Here is a 26177-nt window from a genome sequence, read left to right as displayed (position 1 = left end):
TTTGCGTTATCGCGGTGTGAAGGTTTGTCCACTTCTGTTAGATTCTTTCCAGCACTTCTTTGATGAGTCCGTCAATGGTGTTTTTGTATCCCGCGTTTGCTTCTTTCTGTCTTCTGTTGGCTATTACCATGCAGCAAGTCAGGGCTTTGTGTCCCATGAGGTATGCCAATCCGGCGAGTGCGGATGATTCCATCTCGAAGTTGGTTATTTTGTGTCCTTTGTATTCAAAGTCCTCTATTTTCCTGTTCAAGTCCGGGTCGGCGAGTGGCAATCGCAATCTTCTTCCTTGTGGTCCGAAGAAGCCTCCGCAGGCAATGGTTACGCCTCTTACCATGTCGTCTTGCGCTATTCTGTTCAATAGTTCCGGGTCGGCGTTGGCAACGTATGGGTTTCCTAATTGCTGCATCCATTTTACTTGTTTTTTGAACTCTGCTTCAAATTCTCCGTCGAGCTTTTCTCTTCCTTCGTAGAAGTTGAGCAAGCCATCGAAACCGATGCTTTTTTCCGATGCCACGAAAGTGCCGATGGGCGTGTGGGGTTGTAGTCCGCCACAGGTTCCGATGCGCACGAGGGTGAGTTGTCGTTTTTCGGTTTTCTCTCTGCGTGTTTCAAAGTCGATGTTTGCCAACGCGTCGAGTTCGTTCACGACAATGTCGATGTTGTCGCATCCTATTCCGGTGCTGAGCACGGTGATGCGTTTTCCTTTGTAGGTTCCCGTTACTGTGCGAAACTCTCTGTTGCTTACTTCACATTCGGCATCGTCGAAATGTGATGCCACGAGTGCCACGCGTCCCGGGTCGCCAACGAGGATAACTTTGTCGGCGAGGTTTTTTGGTTTCAGGTGTAAATGGAATATGCTGCCGTCCTCATTGATGATGAGTTCTGATGGCGCAAAGTAGTTTTCGGTCATGTTCTTATTTTTTTGTGAATCATTATGTCATGTTGTTCCACAAAGATAATTATTTTTTGATGGTTCAACGAATTTTTTATTGTTTTTCTGTCGTGGAGCGGTTATTTTGCTGAATTTTCTTTAGGGGTGGTCGGGTTGTTCCTTTCCCATCTTAGTTTTTGGTGTTTGTTTTTGCGTTTTTTAAAATAGTTGTAGCCAGTCGTTGAACTCTTTGTTTTGAAAGGTGTGCAATCCCTGTCGCTTTGCCGCTTGGCAGTTTTCCTTTAGGTCGTCAATGAATAGTGTTTCTTCAGGGTTGATGCCCGTTTCGGCTATGACGGTTTGGAAGATTTCGTCATCGGGTTTCTTTTTGTGCATCACTTGTGAGAGGAACATTCGTTCGAAATAGTCGTCCACGGTATGTTTGCCCATGGGAAAGAGTTGTTGCTTACAATATTGCCAATGCAGGTCGATGGTGTTGCTCAACAGGTAGGTGTGATAGCCTTGTTTCCTGATTTCCAATAGTTTGCGTTTTTTCTCTTCGGGAACATAGAGCAGCATTGCATTCACGGCTTTGGTTATCTCGTGGTCGGAGAGGTCGCGGTGTGTAATGCGCCGCACGGCATCGAAGAATGTTTCGTTGGACACTGTCCCTATCCCCATTCCTCTTATCAGGTCTGCCACTTCGTCGTGTTCGGTCTGTGCTTTGTCGTGTCCCAATCCAAGTGCCGCAAATTGTTTCATTGTGGCTTCCTCGTCGAGTTTCACGAGCACGTTGCCCATATCGAAAATGATGTTTTTATAATCCATGTCGCAAATTTACACATTTTTTTATATACCATTGCCACCATTTCAACGAAAAGTTTATGGCTTTGGGCTGTTCGGGTGATGGGTTGCAACGGATGAATGTCGGCGGTGGAATGGAATTGCACCGCCGTGTGCGGACCGACATGGTGTTTGTCCGCACTTCCCAATGGTTTATTGCATATCGTACACCACTTGCATGAGTTTTTTGCCTAAGGCATCTGCTTCTGCCATGCTGCCTGCCTCGCTGTAAACGCGGATGATGGGTTCGGTGTTCGATTTGCGGAGGTGTACCCACGATGAGGGGAAATCGAGTTTCACGCCGTCGATGTCGGTTATCTGTACGTTGTTTTCTCTGCCATAGAGTTCTTTTACCTTTTCGAGGATGGCATTGACATCTGTTTCGGGGGTGAGGTCGATGCGGTTTTTTGCGATGAAATATTCGGGATAGGTTTGGCGCAGTTCGCTTGCGGTGAGTCCTTTTTGTGCCAATGAGCTGAGGAAGAGTACGATGCCCACGAGTGCGTCGCGTCCGTAGTGGCTTTCGGGATAGATTACTCCCCCATTGCCTTCTCCGCCGATGACGGCGTTCACGGCTTTCATTTTTGTGGTAACGTTTACTTCGCCCACGGCGGCGGCATAGTATTTTCCGCCATGTCGTTCGGTAATGTCTCGCAGGGCGCGTGTGGATGAGAGGTTGCTGACGGTGTTTCCTTTCACGTGGTCGAGGATGTAATCCGCCACGCTGACGAGGGTGTATTCTTCGCCAAACATGATGCCGTCTTCACGGATGAATGCCAAGCGATCGACGTCCGGATCGACGACGATGCCAAGGTCGTAGCCGCCGTGTTTCATTTCGTTCATGATGCCTTCGAGGTTTTTCTCGATGGGTTCCGGGTTGTGGGCGAAATCGCCTGTTGGTTCTCCGTTGAGCAAGGTGTAATCCACGCCCAACTCATCGAAGAGCAGGGGGAGGATGATGCCTCCCACCGAGTTGATGGTGTCTGCGCAGACGCGGAATTTTCGTTTTCGGATGGCATCGAGGTCGGCAAGTCGGAGTGTGGTTACGGCTTCCACGTGCTTTTGGTTGTAGGAGTGTTCTTCCGTGTAGGTGCCCAATGCGTCCACGTCGGCATAGTTGAAGTCTTCTCGTTCGGCGATGTCGAGCACGGCTGCTCCTTCTTCTGCGGTGAGAAACTCTCCTTCGTTGTTGAGCAGTTTCAATGCGTTCCATTGGCGTGGGTTGTGCGATGCGGTGATGATGATGCCTCCGTCGGCTTCTGCCATGCGCACTGCAAGTTCTGTTGTGGGTGTGGTGGCAAGTCCGATGTTCACTACGTCGGCTCCTATTCCCATGAGGGTGCCGCACACGACGTTCTTCACCATTTCTCCGGATATGCGTGCGTCTCGTCCGACGATGATTTTTAGTTTCTTTCCGAGGTTCTTTTTTGCCATGAATGTGGCGTAAGCCGAGGTGAATTTCACGATGTCGAGCGGGTTCAGTGTGTCGCCTGTTTGTCCGCCTATTGTTCCGCGGATTCCTGAGATAGACTTTATGAGTGTCATGTTCTTTTTGTTATGCGTTTTTTATGTTTACAATCCTCGTCCGTAGGTGATGTCGTAGAAGCAAGCGTACACGTTTTGGCTTGCGTTTTGGTGTCCTTGCGTCGAGGGTACGATGATGCGCACGTGAGCCAGTGAGTCGGTGGCGCTTTTTATTCGTCCTATTTTGATGTAGGCGAGTGGTGCAAGCCATCCGGGGGGCACCGATGCGCTTTTGTAGGTTCGGAACATCAGGCTGGAGCTTTTGTCGAACGAGGCGGTGAAAGTGCCGCTGGTGTTGGTTACTGACATCTTGTCCACTATTCCGCTCCAATGGAGTGAGCGGTTGGTGAGTTGCAGCGAGTCTTCCATGACGTTGAACTCGTCGAAGCGGCAGAGCACGGTGGCAGTTTCGCCTTTCCTGAGTTTCTCGCCTATTCCTTTATGGAGTATTTGCATATAGACTCCGGTGTTGTTGAATCTTACGAATTCGTTTTTGGTGATGTCGGTGCTGAAGTTTTGTCGTTCAAATTGGTCTTCGGATATGACTTTGATTCCGTGTTTCACGATGTACTCGTTCACGGAATTGCGTTCACGCTCAATCTGTTCGGCATAGGTGTCGTTGCCATTGCAGGCGGCGAATGTCGCGATTGCTGTCAGGATGGCGAGCAGGATGGATATTTTTTTCATGTTTTATTGTTCGGTTTCGTTCCGTGCAAAGGTAAGAAAAGTATTTTGGATAGAGTGTATCGAGAGTGAGAAATAATCAAAAAAAATGTTGCTTTAAGGCAATGGTGTTCTAAATAATTCCATAAAGTTCGCACAAGGTTGCATCCGGTCGTGCGATTTAACGTGTTTTTTCCAAATGCTGAACGGCACCTGCGTTTTCTTATGTCGTCAATTCGTATTCGCGTGGTGTCAAATGGCTTCGTGGCGCAGAAGATTCCGCCTGCCGTTATCTACAAAACCGCATGGAAAACCAGTGGTCAAGATGCGGTTTGTAACCTGTTGATAATCAGAGCGATACTGCTTGCGATTTAAAAGCTTAGCTTTTGCAACGCAATACATGACCTTTTGCAATGCAAAAGCTTAGCTTTTGGAAGGCAAAAGGTTAGCTTTTGGAAATGCAGAGGTTGGGCTTTGTCTCGACAGGGTGAAATTTATTGGGTAAATTATTGGTGTTCCAAGGTGATAATTTGCCCACGCGCATGAGCGAAATGCTATCCTCTGTAGTGATAGGTTTCGGAGAATGGCACTCGGAAGCGGTCGCCCCAGACGCCATCGGGAAGTCGGATGCCACAGGTGATAATCATGTTGATTTCGCAATCGCAGGGCAGTCCGAGGGCGCGTTTCACGAGACGGCTGTCGAAGCCTTCGAGCGGACAGGTGTCGTAGCCTGCCTCGCTCATGGCGAGCATGAAGGTCTGCACCGCCAAGGCGCAACTCTTGTGCACCACCACTCGCATGTCTGCTTCGGAAACTTGTCGGACAATGGGTCGGGACAGTCCGATGAGTTGTGCGAGGAGTTTGCGCAGCAGTCCCCACACACCGAGGAATCGGGAATAGACGAAGGGCATGAGTTTGCCATAGTAAAGATTCCATTTCTTCACGCGTTTTGCTTGTTTCTCTTCCGGGCTGTGGCGGCGGGTGTTTTCCGCCTCAAATTCCATCACTGCCTTAGCGTGAGCCTTGTATCGGTCTTGTCGTGTTACGAATACTACCATCTGTTGTGCCGATTTGGCGGTGAGCTGTCCCAAACAGGCGTGTGTCAGTTTTGCCATCAGCGTTTTGTCGGTAACGTGGTAGCACTCCCAGAGTTGCATGTTTGAACTGGTGGGTGCGAGGGTTGCCATTTTCAGACATTCCTTCACTCGCTCGGTGTCGAGTGGTTTTTCAGAATCGAAATGGCGGATTGCCCTTCGGTGTTCCAATATCTCGGTCAGGGTCATGATTTTTATGTTTTTTAAGTTGTTTCTCCCTCTTAGAATTTCCCCTCATCGCCCAAGTAGCTGTCCTTGAATCCGAGGAAATAGAGCACTCCGTCGAGTCCGATGGTGTTGAGGTTTTGTTCTGCTGTTTCTCTCACGCGTGGTTTGGCATGGAAGGCGATGCCGAGTCCGGCTTCCGAAATCATCGGCAGGTCGTTTGCTCCGTCGCCCACGGCGATGGTCTGTGCGAGGTTCACTTTCTCCACTTGTGCGATGAGCTTCAGCAGTTCTGCTTTTCTTCTGCCATCCACTATTTCTCCGAGGTAGCGTCCCGTGAGTTTGTTGTCGGCATCTATCTCTAACTCGTTGGCATAGACGTAGTCGATGCCGTATTTATGTTGCAGATATTCTCCGAAATAGGTAAATCCGCCACTGAGGATGGCAATTTTGTAACCACAGTTTTTCAACACGCGCATGAGTCTGTCCACGCCTTCGGTGATGGGCATGCGTTCGGCAATGCCCTGCATCACTCCGGCATCGAGTCCCTTGAGCAGTGCCACGCGTTGTTTGAAGCTTTCGCGGAAATCTATCTCGCCTCGCATGGCGCGTTCGGTTATCTCTGCCACTTCTTTCCCCACCCCGGCGCATTTCGCCAGTTCGTCGATACATTCGGTCTGTATGAGTGTGGAGTCCATGTCGAAGCAAATCAGTCGGCGCATGCGGCGGTACATGTTGTCTTTTTGGAAGGAGAAGTCGATGCCTTGTTCGTGGCTCATCTCCATGAGGTGTGCCTGCATCCGGTCGTAGTCGGTGGGTGTGCCGCGCACGGAAAATTCCACACATGCCCTTACGTTTGCGTTTTGTCGGCGCAGGCTGGGACGTCCCGTCAGTCGGCGTATGGAATCGATGTTCATGTCTTGTTCGGCGAGAGTCGCCGTTGCCGCCTGAATGCTTTTGGCTGTGAGTTTGCGCCCTATGATGGTGAGAATGTAGCGATTTTTCCCTTGTTTTTCCACCCATTCCTCATATTCATCGTCGGGAATGGGCGAAAACCCTATGTTGATATTCAGTTCGGTGGCTTTGAAGAGCAGTTCTTTCATTACCTTTCCGGAGTTTTCCTCTGTCGTGCGGATGAGGATACCGAGCGAGAGTGTGGAGTGGATATCCGCCTGTCCCACATCAAGTATTTGCGCATCGTAGCGTGCCAATATTGCCATGATGGAGGCTGTGAGTCCCGGTCGGTCTTGTCCGGTGATGCGAATGAGAATTTGTTCTTCCTGAATCATTGTTTTTTCCTTCATAAATAATCGGTATTATAACACTGCAAATTTACGAACTTCCGTTGAGGTGGGCAAGTTTTTCCGGGCGGAAAGCTCACCGTGGGCAATGGAATGGCTTTAGGGCGGGGATTTTTACAATTGCTTCTTGAACTTCGCGAGCTTCGCGCTTTACATCATGATGGGGACGAGATATTTCGCCATGCAGTAGCCGCCGCCAATGAGCCACAGCCAAAGGAGGAAGGCAAGGAGGAAGGGTTTGAAGCCGGCTTTCTTGAATTTGTCGATGCTGGTCTCTGCTCCGAGTGCCGTCATTGCCATGGTGAGCAGGAAGGTGTCGAGGGTGTTGATGAAGGAAACCACGCTTTCGGGCAGCAGATTGAGCGAATTGAACCCGATGACGACAAGGAAGAGAATGGCAAACCATGGAACGGTGATGTTGCTTTTCCCGCCTTCCGGACGGTCTGCCACGTCCTTTGCCACGAAGAATGCAATGACGAGGAGCACCGGGACGAGCATCATCACTCGAATCATCTTCACGATGATGGCATTGTCGCTCACGGCTCCGCCCATGGCGTTGCCCGCTCCTACCACGTGTGCCACCTCATGGATGGTGCTGCCGGCAAAGATGCCCATCTGTGAGAGGGGGAGATCGAAGATGCCGGCGCGGAAAAGGATGGGATAAAGGAACATGGAGAGTGTGCCGAAGATAACTACCGTAGCCACTGCCACTGCCGTTTTGTAAGGCTTGGGCTTGATGGCTCCATCGACACCCATCACCGCCGCCGCTCCGCAAATCGCACTACCGCTTGCCGTGAGCAGGGCAATGGAACGATCCATCTTCAGCAGTTTGCCGAGCACGATGCCCAAAAGGATGGTCGCGGTTACGACAATGGCATCGATGACGATGGCAGGCAGACCAACGGCAATGACATCTTGAAAGCTGAGTTTGAATCCATAGAGGATGATGCCAAAGCGAAGGATGCGTTTGCCGGTGAAAGCGATGCCCGGAACCCATGTTTCGGGAAGTTGGTTGCGCAGGCTGTTGGCATAAATCATTCCGAGTATGATTCCCACAACCAGCGGACTGAATGATAGTGCTTTCACCCATTGCATATCAGCAATGTAGAAAGCGGAGCAGGCAAAGAGTGCCATGAGGAGCACGCCGTTGAGCATACTGGCTCGTTCTTCTGAAATTTTCATTTGTTTTCTTATGTTTTTTCTTTGTTGGTTTATTCTGATTCTTTCCCTTCTGCGTTCTCGCGCAACAGCCGTTCTTTCCTTATCTTGTCCTGAATATCCCTGACGTGGGCGATGGCGTGTCGGCGTGCCCTGATGATTTGGTATCGATAAACAAGACAGGTGCTAAGGAAGTAGCAGCCGGCGAGAACCCATAGCGCGATGTGTTCCGTGTGGACGTCCTGAAGTGTCGCACCCATCGAGGAAATTCCGAGGAAACCTTGCACTCCGAAGGTGGAGGGAATGAGCAGGCTGATGCCTTTCCACACTCCGGAAATGTTGCTCTCGGGCCAGCTCAATCCGGTGAGAAAGAGGAAGGGAACGGAAGTGAAGACGGCGAGCAGGATGACGTTCTCGCGATAGCGTATCATGCAGGAGAGCGTCATTCCGAAGAAGATGGTGGCAAGCAGATAAGGCAGCAACAGCCCAAAGAGGTCGGATGGACTTGAGAGAGTGGTGAAGCCGAACATCTTTGGCACCACCAATGTCAGATAGGCTGCCATGACGCTGTATATCATGAAGTAGCAGAACGATTTGCCCAATACGATTTTCAGTATTCCGTTGTAGTGTTTGCTGATGGGAACGAGGTCTTGATAACGGTTGTTCTCTCGTGCCGTTCCCGCCGATAATCCTATTCCGAGCAACAAGGTTTGCTGCAAAATGATGATGAGCACTCCGGGCAGTATGGCGTTTCCGTAACCTCCTGTGGTGTTGAAGATGGGCTGTTCCTCGATAATCATGGGCTGCGTGGCTATCTCCTCATCGCGAGTGGTGATGTTGCCTCCTCTCTCCTTTTGTATATCGGAGTTCATGTCGATGGAAACGAGCACGGACGACAGGTATAAGGCTTTGTAGGCAAGCATCAAGGTCATGTCGCAAAACACGCTGACCTGAGCTTGTTCGCCTCTTTGGAGCTTTCGCCGGAAGTCCTCCGGGAAGTAGATAAATCCCTTCACGTCCTGTTTTGCCATGAGGTTTCGGGCTTCCTGCATGTTCCGACATCGGTAAGCCACATGAACATCGGGAGAGGCGTCGAGGCGTCGGATGAACTCTCTTGAATCGATGGAGTTGTCGTTGTCGATTACTGCCACGGGAACGTCGCGTACCACCTCATTGTTGTAAATCCAAGAGTAGAGCAACGGATATGCCAATGGAACGAGAATGAAGAAGATGAGCACTCCTTCGTCCTTGATGGAGTTCTTCATCTCCAGCCACCATATATAGCAGATTGATGCCAGCAGTCCCGGTTGGTTGTTGTCGCGTCGGGAATGGTCGGGCAATCTGTATTCGTTCTGCCGTTTGTATGTTGATTGTTCTGTTGTTTTCTCTGCCATTGCTCAGGGTATATATACGTATTCCAACATGGCTTTCCTGATGTTTCTCGCCGTGAGAAGTGGAAGAAGCGTGAAGAGGGTCAGTACCGAGAAATTCCACCATGCATTGATGAGCGGATAGCCGTGGAAGATAGTCATTTGCTGTATCATGTAATAATGGCGCAGGGGGATAAGTTCCGCCACCGCTTCTATCATCGGATCCATGGCGAAAGTGGGATAGGTGGCTCCGGCTGCCGAGAATCCGACGACTGCCCATAGTGAACAGACGCTCATTGAGAGGCGCAGCGAGGGCATGAGTCCGAAGAAGAAGATGCCCAATCCTTGTGATGAGATAACGATAAGGATGCCCAGCAGGAAGATGATGGGCAGTCCGCCCGGGTGTGGGAAGCCGAGATGACCGTAGATGTACCATTCATAGGAGGTGAAGACGGTGAAGAAGATGAGGAATTGGGGCAGCATTTTCCCAGTAAGTGCCACGAAAATGTTTTTCCCTGCCATCTGCATCCACTCGCGCGACCTGTCGAATTTCAGTTCCGTTCCTATGGAATAGGCGGTGATGAGCAGGATGAAGAGAATGAAGATGCCCGGCACCATGACGTTGGTGAGGTAGATGTTGTAGTTCATGTATGGGTTTTCGGGCATGTGGGCATCGATGACGATGGGTTGCAGTGTGGCTTTTATTTCCTTGTCGGTCTTTCCGAGCATTTGCAATTTGGCTTGTCCCATGGCTGCGGAGCCAAGTGTGGTGATGGTTTTGAGGTCTTTGAAGAGCATGGAGCCCGCCAAGAGTGTAACGTTGCTGTAATAGAAGGAAACGGTGGGTTGGCGTCCCGAGACGAGTTTTTCGGTTGTTCCGTTGGGTATGTAGAGGAAACCGTAGATTTCGTTGCATTGAATGGCTCGTCTTGCCTCATTGGGATTGTTGAAGTGTGTGGTTACTTTTGTGTTTTGGAAGGCGTCAAGCTGTCGGATGAGTGCGCGGCTGACGGTTGTTTTGTCGTTATCCACCACGCCGCAGGGCATGTTCCCGGGTTGTCCTTCTCCGAGTAGGGATGTGAAGAAGATGACGACGATAATCGGGAAGATTACCATGGAGAAGAGGTAGATGGGCGTTCGTGCCATTATGCCCGTCTCTCGTGCTGCTATGTTGAATATCCGGCGTATCATGACGTCTGCCCTTGTGGATGGCTACTTGATGACGAGCGACATGCCGGGTCGCAGTCCGTCTATTTTCCGAATGGGTTTGGCTTTCACTTCAAAGGTTTTGAGGTCGTATTGTCCTTTTGATTTTGTGGCTTTCCACACGGCGTAGGATCCTTGGTCTTTGATATGGGTAACGCGCATTTCAATGGTTTTGCCGAATGCCGGAATGAAGGCTTTGAACTTTGTGCCTATCTTCATGCCGTTGAGTTGGTCTTCGCGTATGTTGAATGTTCCCCAGATATCGTCCATGGTGGAGATGCTCATGATGGGGCTGCCGAGTCCCACGAGTTCTCCTTCTTTGGGATAGATGGTTGATACCTCTCCGTTTCGGGTGGCTCTTTGTACAGTTTCTTTGAGTACCGATTTCACCACGTCCACTGCCGAGCGTGCTGCCTGTGCTTGTTTGCGTGCTGCTCGTTTCGATTCTTCTCTGCTGCCGCTCATTGCCAGTTCCCATTGCGATTTTGCCACTTTCACGGCGGCTTGTGTGGTTTGGAAGGCTCCCAATGCTTCGTCGCGTTTTTGTGCCGATACCACACCTTCGTCGTAGAGTCGGCTCATGCGTCCGTAAGTCTTTTCTGCCACGTCGTTGGCTGCCACTGCTTGTTGATACACTTGATAGGCACTCTCGATGATTTCCTTCCGGTTGGGAGCGTCGGTGAGGTCGCTCAGTGCCTCGGAGGCATTGGCTGCTGCTTCCATCACTTTCTCTTGTGCGCTTGCTTCGGGCAGTTCGAGCACGGCGAGCACGTCTCCTTTGCGCACATAGTCGCCCTCGCGCACTTTTATTTCGCGTATGCGTCCGGGGAATTTGCACGACACGCGGTATTCTCCCACTTCCACTTCGCCTTGTATGATGTCTTCTTCCCGGTCGAATGCGAAATAGCCGATGACGCCAACTATCGCGATGACGGTGGTGAGTCCGAGTATGGCGAGGAGGATGTTGTTATGTTGTGATTTTGCTGACATGATATGGTGTATGTTTTTATTGTTGTTTCCTTTCTTTTTGTTTTTCTGTTGTTTGTCGTGGCATCAGTAGATTTTTCCCAATGCTTTTCTCAGTCCCACCTGTGCGGTGCGCACGGCTATTTCTGCATCAAGCACTGCGGTGCGGGCGGCGAGCCATGCTGTTTGTGCGGCCATCACGTCGGTAACGGTCATGACGCCTTCACGGAAGCCTATGTCTGCCGTTCTGAGGTTTTCGTTGGCTGATGCCATGTTCTTGTGTGCCGTTGCCAGTCGCTCGTTGGCATTGTCCAGTCTGAAGCGGTTTTGTTCCGTCTCGAGTCTTATTTTATTGCGCACATCGCTGAGTTCCATTTCTGCGAGTGTGGTGGCAGTCTTGGCAGCCCTTACCTTGTATTTTCCTTCGCCCCAGTTCCATAATGGGACGTGCACGATGATGCCCACGTTCCACATATCGGCAAATTTCTGTTCAAATCCGTTGAAGGAGTTGGGGTTCGACAGGTTGTAACCTGCTGTCAATACCACGTGGGGGAGGAAGAGCGAGCGTATGAGTTTGGTGTTTTGGCGTTGCAGTTCGACGGAGTTTTGCAGCAGTCGCACTTCCGGTCGTGCGTTGTACGTGGTGTCGGCTGCATTATAGTTCACGGTTTCCACTGCCGAGAGTTCGTCGGAGTCTTCATCGGCGAGTCGCGGGTTGGTATTCAGGTCGAGTCCGCAGAGTTCGCAGAGTGCCATCTTTGCCAGTGCGATGCCGTTTTGCAGTTCGGCGATTTGCAGTTCGGCCGTGTTCACTGCCACCTCCACTTTCAGTCGGTCGGCTTTGGTTGCCACGCCTTCCCTGTACATTTTGGAAACGTCGCCGGAGAGGTGTTTTGCGAGGTCGCAATATTGCATGGCGAGGCGTTCTTTCTTCTTCAGCGAGACGATGAGCCAATAGGCGTTATCCACGGCGTAGAGCACCGTTTGTTGTTTCAGTGCGATGTCGTTTCGTGCCATTTCTTCACCGATGGCAGCCATGTCGTTGGCGGCTTTGATGGCTCCACCCATGTAGATGGGTTGCATCAGCATGACTCCTCCGGCGTAGATGTTTTTCGAGTTGGTGCGCAGGTCTTGTCGGAGTGCCTCTCCGATGTTGTTGCCCGCTTGGGCGAGTGGTGTGGTAATGTTTCCCAATGCCTTGCCGAGGTCTTGTGCCGTCTGTGGCGATATAAGTCCTTGTTGTGCCCATTGGGCGATGTTTTTTCCTATTTCGCCGCTGATTTTTCCCACCGAGTTGGTGCCGAGGTTCGACAGAGTGTTCTTCTGTTCGTCGCTGAGCAGCGATATTTCGCGCGACAGGTGTTCATAGCCGGCGAGTGCGGTGAGTCGCGGCAGGTATTTTGTTTTGGCAACTTTGTGCACGTCCTCCGCGATGCTTGTCGTTAATTTCGATATTTTCAGTTGTCGGTTATTCTCCAATGCCATGTCTCTGCACCGTTGCAGCGTGAACGTGCTTTGTGCCGACACCGCTGTTGCCATGCCGATGAGTACCGTACAGATAATCGACTTTTTCATGTTTCTTCTCATCCTGTTGAAAACTATTTGCAAATTTATGGTTATTTGTGGATAACACCAAGCGAAATGTTGCCTATTTTATTTATTTTGGTGTATTTGATTGAATTTTTCGGAAAAAATCATCAATTTTTCGTTGCCGAGCCATTGCGATTGCCGGTTTTTCTCTTGCATGTAACGATGGTGCATCTCGCTCCGATTGCCAATGCGCACATCTTCCGCAGGGGGCAGACCTCGTGTTTGTCCGCACGCCAAAGATGCGCAAAAGGAGCATCGACCGACTGCTTTTTTTCATTCCGCGGGCGGACAAATCCGGGGGTTGCGGCACGTAGAGAATGTGGTTTTGTAATTGATTGTAATTCAGTATTTTACAAAGGCATTATAAAAGGTAAGCTTTTGCATTGCAAAAGCTTACCTTTTGGGGTGCGAAAGCTTACCTTTTGCAATGCAAAAGCTCACCTTTTATAATTGGCATGCTAAACATCAACGGCAAATTGCTGTTTTTCCGCATGAAACAGTCCCGACTTTTGATGCGCGGATGGTTATTTTCGGTGTTTTATCTTCTCCACGTAGGCATCGATTACTGCCACGGCAGTGATGTTCACGATGTCGCGAACGGAGCTTTCAAAGTCGGTGAAGTGGATGGGTTTGTTCAGTCCCATCTGTATCGGACCGATGACTTCCGTGTCGGGGCTCAACGCCTGCAGCAGCTTGTATCCGCTGTTGGCTGAGGAGAGGTTCGGGAAGACGAGTGTATTGACATCCTTTCCCTTCAGTCGGGTGAAGGGATATTTCTCATCGCGCAACTCCTTGTTGAGTGCGAAGTTCACTTGCATTTCCCCATCAATGGCGAGGTCGGGATATTCTCGCTGCATTCGTTCCACCGCCTCATGCACGTAGCGAGGCGTTCCGTCGGGGTCGGTTCCGAAATTGGAATAAGAGAGCATGGCAATCTTCGGTGTGTCGTTGAAGAACTTCACCGAGTGCGCTGCCAGCTTTGCTATGTCGGTGAGTGCATCGGCATCGGGATGTCGGTTGATGAGCGTGTCGGCGATGTAGAACACTCCTCGTTTTGTGTTCAGGATGTGCATGGTGAGGAAGTGGTTGTATTCCGGTCGGATGCCGATGACCTCTTTCGCCACGCGAATGGTGTTGCTATATTTCGTGTAGAGCCCGGTGATGAAGGCATCGGCATCGCCGTTTTCCACCATGGACATTCCGAAATAGTTGCGTTCGTACATCTTATCATACGATTCTTCAAAGGTGTAGCCTTCCCGCGCCCTTTTTTCGGCGAGATGTTTGGCATAGGTGGCTCTGTGTCCCTGTTCCTTGTCGGCGCGCATGTCCACGATTTCGATGTCGGAGAGGTCGAGTTTCAATCGGTTTGCCACACGTCTGAGTCGGTCGGGATTCCCCAACAGGATGGGTTGGCATATTCCCTCTTGCTTCGCCTGTACGGCAGCCTTTATCATGTTCGGGTGTCCTCCTTCGGCAAAGACGACACGTTGCGGATGTTGTGCAGCCGTGGCGTGCAGATAGCGCATGAGTTTCGTTTCCTGTCCGAGCAGTTGCCGCAGTTTGCCTTTGTATGCATCGAAGTCGCGGATGGGTGTTCGCGCCACGCCGCTCTCCATGGCAGCCTTTGCCACTGCGGGGCTGACTTCCGTGATGAGTCTGGGATCAACCGGTTTGGGTATGAAATATTTTGGTCCGAAGGTGAGATCGTTCACCCTATACACCTCGTTCACCACATCGGGGACAGGCTTTTTGGCGAGTTCCGCTATGGCATGAACCGCCGCCAGTTTCATTTCCTCGTTGATGGCTTTGGCATGTACATCCAGTGCGCCGCGGAAGATGAACGGGAAGCCAATGACGTTGTTGATTTGGTTGGGATAGTCGGAGCGTCCCGTGGACATGATGACCTCCGGGCGTGCTGCGATGGCATCCTCGTAGGATATTTCCGGCACGGGGTTGGCAAGGGCGAAGACGATGGGATGTTCGTTCATCGAACGTATCATGTCCTGCGTGAGGATGTTGCCTTTGGAGAGTCCCACGAAAACGTCGCTGCCCCGCATTGCCTCTTCGAGCGTCCTGACGTCGCGCCGGTCAGTGGCAAAGAGTGCTTTCTGCGGGGTGAGGTCGGTGCGGTCGGTGGTGATGACCCCTTTGGAGTCGAGCATGAGGATGTTTTCCTTTCTGGCGCCGAGTGCCATGTAGAGTTTCGTGCAGGAAATGGCTGCCGCTCCGGCTCCGTTGATGACCAACCTGACGTCGGCGATGTTCTTTCCTGCCACTTCGAGGGCGTTCTTCAGTCCGGCAGCCGAGATAATGGCTGTTCCATGCTGGTCGTCGTGCATGACGGGGATGTCGAGCGTGCGCTTCAGTCGTTCCTCAATGGCGAAACATTCGGGTGCCTTGATGTCCTCAAGGTTGATGCCGCCGAAGGTGGGGGCAATCTTTTCCACTGCCTCACAGAACTTTTCGGGGTCGGTCTCGTCCACTTCTATGTCGAAAACGTCGATGCCTCCGTAAATCTTGAATAAGAGTCCCTTTCCCTCCATGACGGGTTTTCCGCTCATTGCGCCGATGTTTCCCAGTCCGAGCACCGCCGTTCCGTTGGTGATGACTGCCACAAGGTTGCCCTTGTCGGTATATTTGTAAACGTCGTCGGGGTTTTGTTGTATTTCCAAACAGGGGTATGCCACTCCCGGCGAATAAGCCAAACTGAGGTCGGTCTGGGTGCTGTAGGGCTTGGTGGGAGTTACTTCAATCTTTCCCGGGCGACCTTCGCTGTGATATTCCAATGCCGCCTCTTTCGTAATCTTTGCCATAATCTAATATCCTAAACAATCTGTCATTTTCGCACAGATATATGTTCTTTGTGCAAAGTTAAGAAATTATACCCGAAAAAATATCGGAATACCAAAGATTTTTTATAATTTTGCGCTTAAATTCAATCTTTATCCATCGGGGATGATTAACAGCGAGAACACTTATCGGTCGGAATTGCGGGAGAGAATACTTGCCATCGCCACGCAGATGTTCACTACACGGGGCATCCGCAAGGTGAAGATGGACGATATTGCCAACCGTCTGAAGATATCGAAACGCACCTTGTACGAAGTGTACCAAAACAAGGAGGACTTGGTGCTGGAGGTGCTGCAAAGAAACGATGAGGAGAAACGGAAAAGACTGAAACAGTTCGACCGCCCGGGAAGCACCGTCATCGACATCATCACGCGCTTTCTGCGACAGAAAACCGAAGAGTCGAGCAAGGTAAACCCCGAGTTCATGGAGGACATGGAGCGTTATCCGAAACTCAGGAACTTTCTCAGGGAGAAGCTGAAGCTCCACAGCGCACAGACCATGGACTTCATGAGAAGAGGCATCCGGGAAGGATATTTCATGCCGGACATCAACTACGAGCTCGTGATACAGCTGATTGACACCTCCGTCTATCACGTCATGAATCACTATTCAAAAGAGAAATACGACCTAAGAGACCTCCTGCGCACGTTCACGTGCCTATATATCAAGGAGCGTATGCACACCAAAGGGAGTGGAGCTGCTTGACAAGTCGATGAAGAAGATTTAAGAAAAAAAGAGAAAGAAGCCCCCGGCCCGGAACGGGGAACGACAAGAGAGACTGCCAATAATTACTATTTAAACAAAAAGATGGGTAACAACACATACAAAACACTGTTGCTGACAGTGCTGACTATCATATGCTTGATTTTCTTACATTTCCTTCCGCCGATGAAGGTGGGAGGAACTGAACTGCGCCGGATTGACATTCTTGCCGATCTGACCGCCCGAAAGAACACAGCCGGTCTGCTGCCACCGGCTCAGGCACATCGCGCCGAACGCGTTTACAGAGACAGCAATGGAAAGAAGGTGAACTTCAAGGAACATTGGAAGAAGGGAACAGAACCCATTACCGACTTCGCGGAGGGGCAGGCTGGCGGACCGGACGCGTTCTATGAGAAACTCACCCGATTGGCAGAAGGAAAGAAAAACGGAAGACCGGTGAGAATAGCCTATTACGGCGACTCTTACATCGAAGTGGACATCCTCGTGGAACACCTGCGCGAAGCACTGCAAAAGCATTATGGAGGAAAGGGAGCGGGATGGCTCGATGCAGGCAACGACCTCAACCGATACAGACACACCGTAACCTTTGACTTCAACGGGATGACGGAACACATGGCACGCAAACGCAACAGCTACGACATCACAAAAGCAGGCCCGGCAGAACGATACTACACCGCAAACGGCAAAGCAAAGATAAGCATGGCTCCGTTCATGCTGCCCGAATTTCCCCGAACCATGCAATGGGACGTTACACAACTCTACCTGAGGGCAGACGCGGGCGCAAAAATCACGATGACACTCGACAACAACGTGAGTCGAAGTTTCCGCCTGCCACCATCCAAACTGCCACAAAAGGTGGAAACATCATCGCCCACCCGACACGCGACAATAGGCGTAGAAGGGAGGAACCTGCTGCTCTACGCCGTGGCACAGGAGGGACACGAGGGCATTGTCATCGACAACTTCAGCATGAGGGGCACAGCCGGACAATCGTTGCGCAAGCTGCCGCGCCCCATGTTGCGCCGATTCGCCACACTGAGACCCTACGACCTCATCGTGTTACAATACGGCGTGAACGTCGTCGGTGAGAAAACCGAAGCGTTACATCTGAAACGGTACATGGAACAAATGAAACAAGTGGTGGAGAACTTCCGAGCTGCCTACCCGAAGGCGGGAATACTCATCATCGGAGCACCCGACCGGGGGTCGAAATCAGCACCCGACGGAACAATGCCACAACTGAAAGCACTCGTGGGATATCAGGAAAAACTTGCTGCGGAATGCAAGGTGGGATTTTACAACCTCTTCAATGCCATGGGGGGAGCCGGCACAATGAAACGCATTGTGGAAACTGAGAACATGGGTTCGAAGGACTATATACACATCAACCACAAGGGAGGAAAATACATTGCGGAACGAATGGTGAAGTCGTTCATCGAAGGACAACAAAATTACGCGCGCCGCAGGAATTATAAATAAGGATGATTGCTTCAACAATGGATTTCAACACGCTCATGGATAACTTGGCAAACTTCATCGCAAAGATGAGAGAATATTTCGCATCAGCGGATTGCAGCCGCGCCATCGAACTGCTAAAATACAACCCGCAGGAGCCGTTGCTCTTCTCGTCGGGACTGTTCCTCTTCCTTTTCGCGGCGTTCATGCTCGGCTACGTGCTGCTGAGCAAACGCAATGAGGCACGCATGCTCTTCGTAACGCTCTTCTCCTATTATTTTTTCTATAAGAGCAGCGGATTCTATTTCGCACTGCTCGCCGCGGTAACGCTCATCGACTTCCTCGCGGCAAGGCGCATCCCCGACAGCAAACATCCGCGATGGTGGCTCGCACTGAGTTTGTTGGCAGACCTCGGCATGTTGGGCTATTTCAAATATACCAACTTCTTCGCGGGAATGGTGAGCCAAATGCTCGAATTCAACTTCCAACCATGGGACATCTTCCTACCCGTGGGCATCAGTTTCTACACTTTCAAGAGCCTCTCCTACGTCATCGACGTCTATCGAGGCAAGATAAAACCCATGAATAGTCTGCTCGACTATGCCTTCTACGTGAGTTACTTCCCCACGTTGCTGGCAGGACCCATCGAACGAGCCGACCACTTTCATCCGCAAACACGCCAACCACTTCGCATCAGCTCGGAGATGTTCGCCCTCGGAGTGTATTTCGTGCTCGCGGGACTGATGAAAAAGGTGGTGATATCCGATTACATTGCACAAAACTTCGTAGATCGCGTCTTCGACAATCCGCTCCTCTTCTCCGGAGGCGAAGTGCTCTTGGCAATGTACGGCTACTGCATACAAATCTACAGCGACTTTTCGGGCTATTCCGACATGGCAATCGGCATATCACTGCTGCTGGGCTTCCGCCTGAAAATGAACTTCGATGCGCCATTCAAAGCCGACTCGATGAGCGACTTCTGGCGTCGCTGGCACATTTCGCTCTCCACATGGATACGCGACTACGTCTATATCTCCTTGGGGGGCAACCGCCACGGAAAGGTGCGGATGTATCTGAACCAAATGATTGCCATGACGGCTTGCGGACTGTGGCACGGAGCATCGCTCAACTTCGTGGTTTGGGGCGCACTCCACGGCTTCTTGGTCTGTCTGCATAAGTTTTGGTCGCAAACCATCATGGGACACGACCGCCATTACCACCCCATGGGAATAAGGCGGTTCTTCTCCGTGTTCATCACTTTCCACGTTGTGTGCTTCTCATGGCTGTTTTTCCGTTGCAGAGACTTCGATGGCGTCGCGCAAATGCTGAGACAACTCATCGGAAAATTCAATCCCGGAGTGTTGCCCGATGTGCTCGTGAGCTATAAATACGTGTTCCTGCTCATGGCAACTGCCCTCATCGCGCATTGGCTGCCCAAGGGGTGGCAAGACGGTTGCGTCGGTTTGTTACGCAAGACGGGCGTAGTGGGAGCCGCAGTGGTTGCCACGGTGGTGATATTCCTTGTCATGCAGGTGAAGAGTTCCGACATCCAGCCTTTCATCTATTTCCAATTCTGAGGGAAACATCGAAGAACAGCAACCGGAAACATTATCCATCCCTCCCCCACTCGCTTCATTCTTGCATCATGAAACATTGCAAACCGGCGGGCATCGGTACGCGATGGAAAGAAAGGTAACAAAAAACGGGATGAGAATTGGCAAAAATATTGTATTCAGGCGATGCCAAACAGATGCCGGATAGCGGACATTCCATCCGCCCGGCACCACGAAATTACATTACAAAAATACTATCGGGAGTGCACTCCGTAACTCATTGATAATCAGTATAGTATTGATGGTGATTTAAAAGCTAAGCTTTTGCACTGCAATTCATGACCTTTTGCACTGCAAAAGGTAAGCTTTTGGAAAACAAAAGCTAAGCTTTGACCGGATGAATGAAGAATATTTAGGACATTATTGCAACAAACGGAATGAAAGTCAGCAACAAACGGAATGAAAGTCAGCAACAAATGGAATGAAAGTCAGCAACAAGTGGGATGAAAGTTGCCGACCGAAAGTTGTGGATTGAGAGATGGTTAGCGAATGATGGATTCGAAATCGGAAATGAAAGATTTGGGGTGTTTTCCTATCAGAACGGTGTTGAGCAGGCAGTTGGCTGTTATCTCCGCATCGGTGAGGTCCACCGGCTGGTCTTTCTTCACTTCCTTTCCCACAATCACGTCCCACGGTGCCTTGAAATTATTGTCGTCGGCACCACAAAAAACCTCCTGCGTATCCGGATCTTGCATGAGTTGATAGCGGATTACTTTCTTCGATGCCACCGGTTTTATCTCTTTCAGCAGTTCGTAGGCATGCCGGAATTGCGCGCGTTGATGTCTTGCCTTGGGGAACATGAGTCCGATGAGCGGATAAATTTCCTCAAAATCGTAAGCCAGAAAATATTGTTGCAGTTTCATAGTTATTGTTCCTCGGCGAATGGCTTGCTTCCTTTCCCGATTGTTTGCGTTCTTCGGAGTTTCAGAACTTCGCCATTTTTATGGCAACAACGGCACACTCATCCCCTTTGTTTCCGTGTTTTCCACCGCTCCTGTCCTTTGCTTGTTGCAAGTCGTTGGTCGTGAGCAATCCGTAAACCACGGGTATCTCGCAAGTGGCGTTGATGCGTGCTATTCCATAGGTAACGCCCTGACAGATATAATCGAAGTGTGGCGTCTCTCCCCTGATGACACTGCCTAAGACTATGATGGCATCATAGCCCCCGTTGAGTGTCATTTGGTGGGCACCATAGACGAGTTCAAAGCTTCCGGGAACCGTTTTCACGTGTATGTTCTCCGGAATTGCTCCGTGTTTCTCGAGTGTCTTTACCGCTCCTTCCAATAGTGCTCCCGTAATTTCCTTATTCCATTCCGAAACAACGATTCCGAAACACATATTGCTTGCGTCGGGAACGTTTTCAGTATTGTAATCGGAGAGATTGTGCAGTGCTGTAGCCATTGTTAGTTGCCTGCCCTTTCTATGTATTTATCTATGTCTTGGTAAGCCGGCGAGTTGAGATAAGTCTTCTTGATGTCTTTGTAGATGGCGAGGGCTTCTTGCTTTTTACCTTGACTTTCGAGGAGTATTCCTGCTTTCTTCAGTGCCATGGGGGCGATGCTGTTGCTGGTTTTGTCGAATGCCTGTGCGTTCGCCATGTCTGCCGCCTTCTTGAAGGCTTCTATAGCCTTGTCGTTTTGGTTGTTGTTGGCGTAGATGTCGCCGAGTGCCATCTGCGAAGCCGGACTGATGATTTGGTCTTTTCCGGTGCTGTATTTCTGTATGTTCTCCAATGCCTTTGCCCAATTGGGTTTTGGTTGATGGGCGTAGCACAGGGCTACATAAAGGTTGGCGAGGTTGCCTGCATCGGTTCCGCTGTAATCGGCTTGCACTTTTTGAAATCCCTTCAATGCTTGGTCGTACTGTTGGGTATTGAAGAGTGTCTGACTTTTTGCCAATTCGGTTGAAGCCTCGTTCTCGCGTGGTTCTGAAATGTAGTTCTTATACACGATGATGCCTGCCACCACGAGCACGATTGCGGCGATAATCATGAGTGCGGGTTTTCTGTATTTCAAGAAGAAAGCTTCCGACTTGTTGAGGGTTTCTTCGTATGTTCCCTCTGTTTTTTTGTTTGCCATTTTATGTTTGTTCTTTTTATTGTTATCGGTTGTAAGGTTGTTTACCTGCATTTGGCGACAAAATTACTTAAATTCTCTCAGATATTGAAATTTTATCGTGTATTTTTTTTCATTCTGATTGGTTTCCGTTGTTTGCGGACTGCTGCCTTGGGGTGTTTTGTTGTGGTTGTTCTGCTTTTCCAATCATTTTCCTACAGCCCTGTTCCATTCGTTGTGCTTGTGCCATTCGTGCTTTGACGTTATCGGATTGTTGGAAACACCGGAAATGGTTTTGTGCTCTGCCGAAGTAGTCGGCAGCCCTTTGCCACTCTTCTTGGAACATGGCGCAGCACCCCAGCCGATAGTAGATTTCCCCTTTCTCGTTTTCGGCGCAGAGGCTGAGAGCGTTTTCGTAATATTGGGTTGCCTGTTGGTATTGTTGCATGAGGAAATGGCTTTCCGCCGCCGCGAAAGCATAGACGGAACGTTCTCGCGGGGCGAGTGTTTGCAGCCGGGGCAGCGTGGCATCGAAGGTCTTGGCGGCGTTCGGATAGTCCCAATCGTGATAGTAGCACAGTGCGATGTATGCCCTGAAGCGGTCGTTGAGTTTGTATTTCTCATCGAGTTTCCGAAAGATGAGCAGTGCTTCGTGATATTTCCCCGACGTGAAGTATTCCAATGCCTTGTCCAGTTCCACGGCATCGCTTTTCGTTGCTTGCGCCGCGGTGGGTTGCAGACAGCTGAGACAGAGCAAGATGCCGATGATGGTTCGCCAAATGATGTCTTTCAATTTTGTGTTGCCATACTGAATAAGGTCGATGTCGATGTGTACACACCCGCGCTGATGATTTTCGTGTGTATCGCCCATGTCGCTTTCCACCTTTTTAAAAAAGCAACGCAGTTCTTTTGCTTTGAGCGTTGTGGAGAAACGTCCGATGCAATTGAGATATTTGTCCGATTCCACCCCCACGGGTTCCGTCCATTCCTCGTCGGTGAAGCGAATGTCGGGGAAGCGTTCCCGCAATATTTCCTTGGCTTTCAGGATGTTTTCTGTCTGCCGGATGTTGGAGCCGAGTGTGATGACAATTTCCATGACAGGTGCAAAGGTAAGGAATCGTTTTCGATGGATGAAGGAAATTGCGCGAAAGTTGTTCACATTCGGTCCGAAGGAGGGTTTGATAAGCAGGGCGGCAGCACGTGAAAGGGAAAATTATCGGTGTGTACGCAAACGTGAAAGAATATGAAAAAAATTAGAGGAAAAATTTGGATGGTTCAAAAAAAGGAATTATCTTTGCAATCGTTATCCTGAAAACAATCTTTTTACCTTAAATGACTAATACCCTATTAGGTTATAAAGCGATCACCTGTGAAGGTCATCGCTTTTTTTTGTTTCCTCCACGTTCATTCTCCGGCTTTTGGTTCGATGCACTGTTTGGTTCAAACCGGTCATGAGAAACGATATGGGAAAAGTGCAATAATGTCTTGATTTTTCTGCGAGCATCTGTCAAAAGCTAAGCTTTTTACTTCCAAAAGGTAAGCTTTTGCACTGCAAAAGGTCATGAATTGGAGGGCAAAAGCTTAGCTTTTAAATCGCAATTAATACCATCCTGATTATCAACGAGTTGAGGAGCGTGCGTCGGACGTGGATTTTGTAATGTAATTTCGTTGTGCCGGGCGGATGGAATGTTCGTTATCCGGCGTCTGTTTGCCATCGCCCGAATACGCGTTGGCGGCATGAGGCGATGGGTGTTATCCGGCATTGGAACAAAACACGTCTCGGTCGCATGATTTGACACGACCTTGCATGGGGCAAAAAAAAATCATTTGGGAAACGATAGGAAGAAGATAAAGGATTTCCCGCCGGCATGCGACATCGGGAAATTCCAATGGCTGATTCGGGGTTTATGGTTCAGTGGAAACGCCATTGCCAATGGCAGGATAACCATTGGCAATGGACGGAAACTTTATTTCTTCGGTGGGGCGATTTACTTGCGAACCACCACAGAGCCGCTTGCCTGATGGGTGGCAAGGATAAGCACTTCTGCTATCTGAACGTGAGCAGGTGCGGAGGCAGCATAGAACGCCACATCGGCAATGTCCGCACCCGTCAGTGGTTGGATGCCCTCATAAACGCTCTCTGCCTTCTTGTCGTCGCCATGGAAACGAACGTTGGAGAAGTTGGTTTGAACCAATCCCGGCTTCAAGTTCGTTACTCGGACGGAAGACGCTGCCACGTCAATGCGTAACCCATCGGCGAGAGCTTTCACGGCAGCTTTTGTGGCACAATACACATTGCCGTTGGCATAGGCGGCATCGCCTGCCACCGACCCGATGTTGATTACGTGTCCGCTGTCGCGACTCACCATGCCGGGCACGATGAAGCGTGTCATGTTCAGCAGTCCCTTGATGTTCGTGTCAATCATTGTGTCCCAATCTTCAAAGTCGCCCTCATATTCTTTGTCGAGCCCGAGTGCGAGTCCGGCATTGTTGATGAGCACGTCTATGTTTTTCCATTCTCCGGAAAGACTTTCCACCGCAGCTTTGGCGGCATCGCGTTGTCGAACGTCGAACGTGAGCGCGAGCACTTTCGCGCCCGTCTTCTCCAATTCCGCCTTCAGCGATTCTAATTTCTCGGCGCGTCGTCCGGTGATGATGACGTTGTAACCGCCCCCGGCAAATTTCCTTGCGCACGCCTCTCCGATGCCGCTTGTGGCACCTGTTACCATTACGATTTTCTTTACCATGATTTTTTGAATGTTTTATCTTACTTCTTCAACAGATATTGTTCAATCATTTTCTCAAACTCCGGTTTCGTCATTGCCCCCACCGAGGTTACGGGATTGCCCTCTCCGGGGATGAAAAGCAAGGTGGGGATGGTTCGGATGTCGAACCATGCCGCGAGTTCCTCGTTCTTGTCCACATCCACCTTGTACACATCAATCTGCCCATCGTATTCCTCCGCTATCTCTTCCACGACGGGTGCCGTTGCTTTGCAGGGTCCGCACCACGTGGCGTAGAAGTCGATGATGGCAGGTTTGTCGCCTTTGAACTCCCATTTGTCGGTGTTCGCAAGGTTGGCTATCTTCTCTTGGAACATCGCTTTATTCATTTCCGTTACTTTCATGTGCTTTTTCTCCTTTGTTTTGTTTGCCTGTGTGGTCTGCATTGTCATGGGTGCGTTGTTGTTTCGCTTCTTCGAGCAACTGCCCAACGTGAGTGCGAGGACGATACAGGCAAATAATATTTTCTTCATCTTACTTTTTTCTTGCGTTTCCGGTGGCGTTGTTCGTGGCAAAGGGTTGTTTCCCATTTGCCGAAGAGCGCGCTCCTTAACCTTCCACAAAGATATTATTTGTGGTTGTTATCAACAAATTTCCGTCCGTCTCGTCCTTGAGTTATAACACGCTTTAACGCCATGGAGCTTTGCTTAACAATCTTTGCACATTCTTTTCATGGCGAGAATGTTCGTTCCCCTTGTGCGGATTGAAACCACAACAGGACTGAATTGCCGCGCGATGCGTGCTATCTCTCCGCCTCCAATGTGCCGATGCGCGCCACTTGCTGTTCAAAATTGTCGCGATCTTTGGCACGTGCCTTGAGTTTGGAGCGATAGGTGTAAATGGTGGTAAGCCTTGAACGCAGGATGGAGGCTATCTTGGCATTGTCGTTGATGCCAAGACGGATAAGAGCAAGGACGCGCAACTCGGTGGTGAGGTGTTCTTTCTTTTTCTGTTCCAGAGGTTGGTCAGGCAATAAGAGGGCGTTTACCTTGTCCACGAAATCGGGATAGATGTTCAGAAAGGCAGCGTCGAAATTAAGATAGAACATCCGGGTAAGTTCCTGCAAATACTCCGCCGATTTCAAGTCGCGAACCAGCTCTGCCATTTTCTTTTCTCTTGCCAACCGATTGTGCAACTTGTTTCTCGCATCGGCATGGTCGATGATGGTGGAAGATAGGTCGAGAAATCTGCCGATGTACTCATCCTTCAGTCGGTTGCCTTCGCTCATGTGCAAATTGGCATGTTTCAGATTGCGCACAGCATCGTTAAGCAGTCGATTTACGTCTTCCACCCGGGTGTTGGCAGTTCTGTAGCGTCTGATTAACAGCCGGTTGCGAGCAATCGTTACGATGAGCAATACTGCCACGATGCTGATGACGAGCAGCAGAGCGAGAATTTGCGTGCGTTCCTTTTGCAGATGTTCCGAATGAACTCGCTGAATTTGAGGAATGAGGTGCGTGTCCTGCATGTTGCGTATGCGGGTTCCGAAGAAGTTCGCATCGCCCACTGCCACGGAGAGATATTTGTAGGCGCGCTCCACGTCGCCTTCGTTGAAGAGCAGTGTGGCAAGTTGGCGCAGCGAAGTATTCTCCTTGATGACTCCTCGAAAGTCTGCCATTGCACTTTCCACGAGGTAGTGGCGTTGATTCTCGCTATCGCCCAGCTGCCCGAAACATTCCGCGATGATGTTGGTGTACATGGCATATTCGTGTCCATTCCTGTTGATTCTGCCCAAATGGCTTTGCAGCAGTGCAATGGCTTGCCGTTGTCGGTGGAATCGGCACAACTCCGTGGCCTTGTTGATAATGTATAGAAACGAATTATTACTGTCCGCTAAACATAGAAATCCTCATTCCAACTCATTGAGACACAATAGTTCGGATGACAGCATGTTAGTGACAAGCCCCCTTATTCATTTTCTGTTACCTCGGGTGGCGCTTCAGCCGCT

At 50.2% G+C, this 26177-nt stretch carries 25 protein-coding genes; 6 read left to right on the top strand and 19 right to left on the bottom strand.

The window, feature by feature from the left end:
* Positions 1-37: 37 nt before the first annotated feature.
* The 11 genes from ETF27_RS07715 to ETF27_RS07665 all read right to left on the bottom strand — a co-directional run bounded on the left by ETF27_RS07715 (position 38) and on the right by ETF27_RS07665 (position 12736).
* The gene (locus ETF27_RS07715; RefSeq protein WP_130829916.1) at positions 38-910 is read right to left on the bottom strand and encodes a nucleoside phosphorylase; all 873 of its coding nucleotides are present in this window, start codon (positions 908-910) and stop codon (positions 38-40) included.
* A gap of 180 nt (positions 911-1090) precedes the next feature.
* Positions 1091-1699, bottom strand: a complete 609-nt coding sequence (locus ETF27_RS07710; protein ID WP_147785667.1) for an HAD family hydrolase — start codon at positions 1697-1699, stop codon at positions 1091-1093.
* Between the two features lie 168 nt (positions 1700-1867).
* On the bottom strand, positions 1868-3259 hold the full coding sequence (gene glmM / locus ETF27_RS07705; protein ID WP_147785666.1) for a phosphoglucosamine mutase: 1392 nt from the start codon (positions 3257-3259) through the stop codon (positions 1868-1870).
* 27 nt (positions 3260-3286) lie between these two features.
* Positions 3287-3925 carry a DUF4827 domain-containing protein gene (locus tag ETF27_RS07700; protein WP_147785665.1) on the bottom strand — a complete coding sequence of 213 codons (639 nt, stop codon included), beginning with the start codon at positions 3923-3925 and terminating at the stop codon, positions 3287-3289.
* Between the two features lie 530 nt (positions 3926-4455).
* Positions 4456-5184, bottom strand: coding sequence for a nitroreductase family protein (locus ETF27_RS07695; RefSeq protein ID WP_147785664.1), 729 nt, complete (start codon positions 5182-5184; stop codon positions 4456-4458).
* A 32-nt stretch (positions 5185-5216) separates the two neighbouring features.
* Positions 5217-6464, bottom strand: coding sequence for a phosphoserine phosphatase SerB (serB, locus tag ETF27_RS07690; protein ID WP_130829911.1), 1248 nt, complete (start codon positions 6462-6464; stop codon positions 5217-5219).
* 147 nt (positions 6465-6611) lie between these two features.
* The gene (locus tag ETF27_RS07685; RefSeq protein WP_130829910.1) at positions 6612-7643 is read right to left on the bottom strand and encodes a YeiH family protein; all 1032 of its coding nucleotides are present in this window, start codon (positions 7641-7643) and stop codon (positions 6612-6614) included.
* A 29-nt stretch (positions 7644-7672) separates the two neighbouring features.
* Complete coding sequence (locus tag ETF27_RS07680) at positions 7673-9013, bottom strand: ABC transporter permease (protein WP_147785663.1); 1341 nt, start codon at positions 9011-9013, stop codon at positions 7673-7675.
* Between the two features lie 3 nt (positions 9014-9016).
* Positions 9017-10180, bottom strand: coding sequence for an ABC transporter permease (locus ETF27_RS07675; RefSeq protein WP_130829908.1), 1164 nt, complete (start codon positions 10178-10180; stop codon positions 9017-9019).
* Positions 10181-10201: 21 nt separating this feature from the next.
* Complete coding sequence (locus tag ETF27_RS07670) at positions 10202-11185, bottom strand: HlyD family secretion protein (protein ID WP_130829907.1); 984 nt, start codon at positions 11183-11185, stop codon at positions 10202-10204.
* A gap of 63 nt (positions 11186-11248) precedes the next feature.
* On the bottom strand, positions 11249-12736 hold the full coding sequence (locus tag ETF27_RS07665) for a TolC family protein (RefSeq protein ID WP_240048155.1): 1488 nt from the start codon (positions 12734-12736) through the stop codon (positions 11249-11251).
* Between the two features lie 66 nt (positions 12737-12802).
* On the opposite strand from ETF27_RS07665, the gene ETF27_RS07660 reads away from it, so the two are divergent.
* On the top strand, positions 12803-13201 hold the full coding sequence (locus ETF27_RS07660; RefSeq protein WP_130829905.1) for a hypothetical protein: 399 nt from the start codon (positions 12803-12805) through the stop codon (positions 13199-13201).
* A 74-nt stretch (positions 13202-13275) separates the two neighbouring features.
* Here the strand turns inward: ETF27_RS07660 and ETF27_RS07655 are convergent, their stop codons facing one another.
* A complete protein-coding gene (locus ETF27_RS07655; RefSeq protein ID WP_130829904.1) occupies positions 13276-15564 on the bottom strand; it encodes an NADP-dependent malic enzyme in 2289 nt (762 codons plus the stop codon).
* 142 nt (positions 15565-15706) lie between these two features.
* On the opposite strand from ETF27_RS07655, the gene ETF27_RS07650 reads away from it, so the two are divergent.
* The 4 genes from ETF27_RS07650 (at position 15707) to ETF27_RS11665 (ending at position 19616) form a co-directional block, all read left to right on the top strand.
* Positions 15707-16306 carry a TetR/AcrR family transcriptional regulator gene (locus ETF27_RS07650; RefSeq protein WP_240048154.1) on the top strand — a complete coding sequence of 200 codons (600 nt, stop codon included), beginning with the start codon at positions 15707-15709 and terminating at the stop codon, positions 16304-16306.
* Between the two features lie 102 nt (positions 16307-16408).
* Complete coding sequence (locus ETF27_RS07645) at positions 16409-17803, top strand: GDSL-type esterase/lipase family protein (protein WP_147785661.1); 1395 nt, start codon at positions 16409-16411, stop codon at positions 17801-17803.
* Between the two features lie 17 nt (positions 17804-17820).
* On the top strand, positions 17821-19356 hold the full coding sequence (locus ETF27_RS07640; protein WP_147785660.1) for an MBOAT family O-acyltransferase: 1536 nt from the start codon (positions 17821-17823) through the stop codon (positions 19354-19356).
* A 137-nt stretch (positions 19357-19493) separates the two neighbouring features.
* On the top strand, positions 19494-19616 hold the full coding sequence (locus ETF27_RS11665; RefSeq protein WP_262711918.1) for a hypothetical protein: 123 nt from the start codon (positions 19494-19496) through the stop codon (positions 19614-19616).
* Between the two features lie 258 nt (positions 19617-19874).
* On the opposite strand, the gene ETF27_RS07635 is transcribed toward ETF27_RS11665, so the two are convergent.
* The 4 genes from ETF27_RS07635 to ETF27_RS11710 all read right to left on the bottom strand — a co-directional run bounded on the left by ETF27_RS07635 (position 19875) and on the right by ETF27_RS11710 (position 22605).
* The gene (locus ETF27_RS07635; RefSeq protein WP_130829900.1) at positions 19875-20255 is read right to left on the bottom strand and encodes a hypothetical protein; all 381 of its coding nucleotides are present in this window, start codon (positions 20253-20255) and stop codon (positions 19875-19877) included.
* Between the two features lie 61 nt (positions 20256-20316).
* Positions 20317-20793, bottom strand: coding sequence for a 6,7-dimethyl-8-ribityllumazine synthase (gene ribH, locus ETF27_RS07630; RefSeq protein WP_130829899.1), 477 nt, complete (start codon positions 20791-20793; stop codon positions 20317-20319).
* A 2-nt stretch (positions 20794-20795) separates the two neighbouring features.
* A complete protein-coding gene (locus ETF27_RS07625) occupies positions 20796-21470 on the bottom strand; it encodes a tetratricopeptide repeat protein (protein WP_130829898.1) in 675 nt (224 codons plus the stop codon).
* 109 nt (positions 21471-21579) lie between these two features.
* Complete coding sequence (locus tag ETF27_RS11710; protein ID WP_317131322.1) at positions 21580-22605, bottom strand: 2-amino-4-hydroxy-6-hydroxymethyldihydropteridine diphosphokinase; 1026 nt, start codon at positions 22603-22605, stop codon at positions 21580-21582.
* A gap of 668 nt (positions 22606-23273) precedes the next feature.
* Here ETF27_RS11710 and ETF27_RS07615 point away from each other — a divergent pair.
* Positions 23274-23468 carry a hypothetical protein gene (locus ETF27_RS07615; RefSeq protein WP_147785659.1) on the top strand — a complete coding sequence of 65 codons (195 nt, stop codon included), beginning with the start codon at positions 23274-23276 and terminating at the stop codon, positions 23466-23468.
* Here ETF27_RS07615 and ETF27_RS07610 read toward each other — a convergent pair.
* The 3 genes from ETF27_RS07610 to ETF27_RS07600 all read right to left on the bottom strand — a co-directional run bounded on the left by ETF27_RS07610 (position 23435) and on the right by ETF27_RS07600 (position 26015).
* Positions 23435-24193: an SDR family oxidoreductase gene (locus ETF27_RS07610; RefSeq protein WP_130829897.1), complete on the bottom strand. Its 759-nt coding sequence runs from the start codon at positions 24191-24193 to the stop codon at positions 23435-23437. The genes ETF27_RS07615 and ETF27_RS07610 overlap by 34 nt on opposite strands.
* Positions 24194-24213: 20 nt before the next feature.
* Positions 24214-24702, bottom strand: coding sequence for a thioredoxin (gene trxA, locus ETF27_RS07605; RefSeq protein ID WP_147785658.1), 489 nt, complete (start codon positions 24700-24702; stop codon positions 24214-24216).
* A gap of 269 nt (positions 24703-24971) precedes the next feature.
* Positions 24972-26015, bottom strand: a complete 1044-nt coding sequence (locus ETF27_RS07600) for a DUF6377 domain-containing protein (protein WP_147785657.1) — start codon at positions 26013-26015, stop codon at positions 24972-24974.
* Positions 26016-26177: the final 162 nt, after the last annotated feature.

It is taken from the genome of Prevotella brunnea (genome assembly GCF_008016795.1).
In the GTDB taxonomy this organism is placed as follows: domain Bacteria; phylum Bacteroidota; class Bacteroidia; order Bacteroidales; family Bacteroidaceae; genus Prevotella; species Prevotella brunnea.
This window is presented reverse-complemented; position numbering and strand designations above follow the sequence as displayed.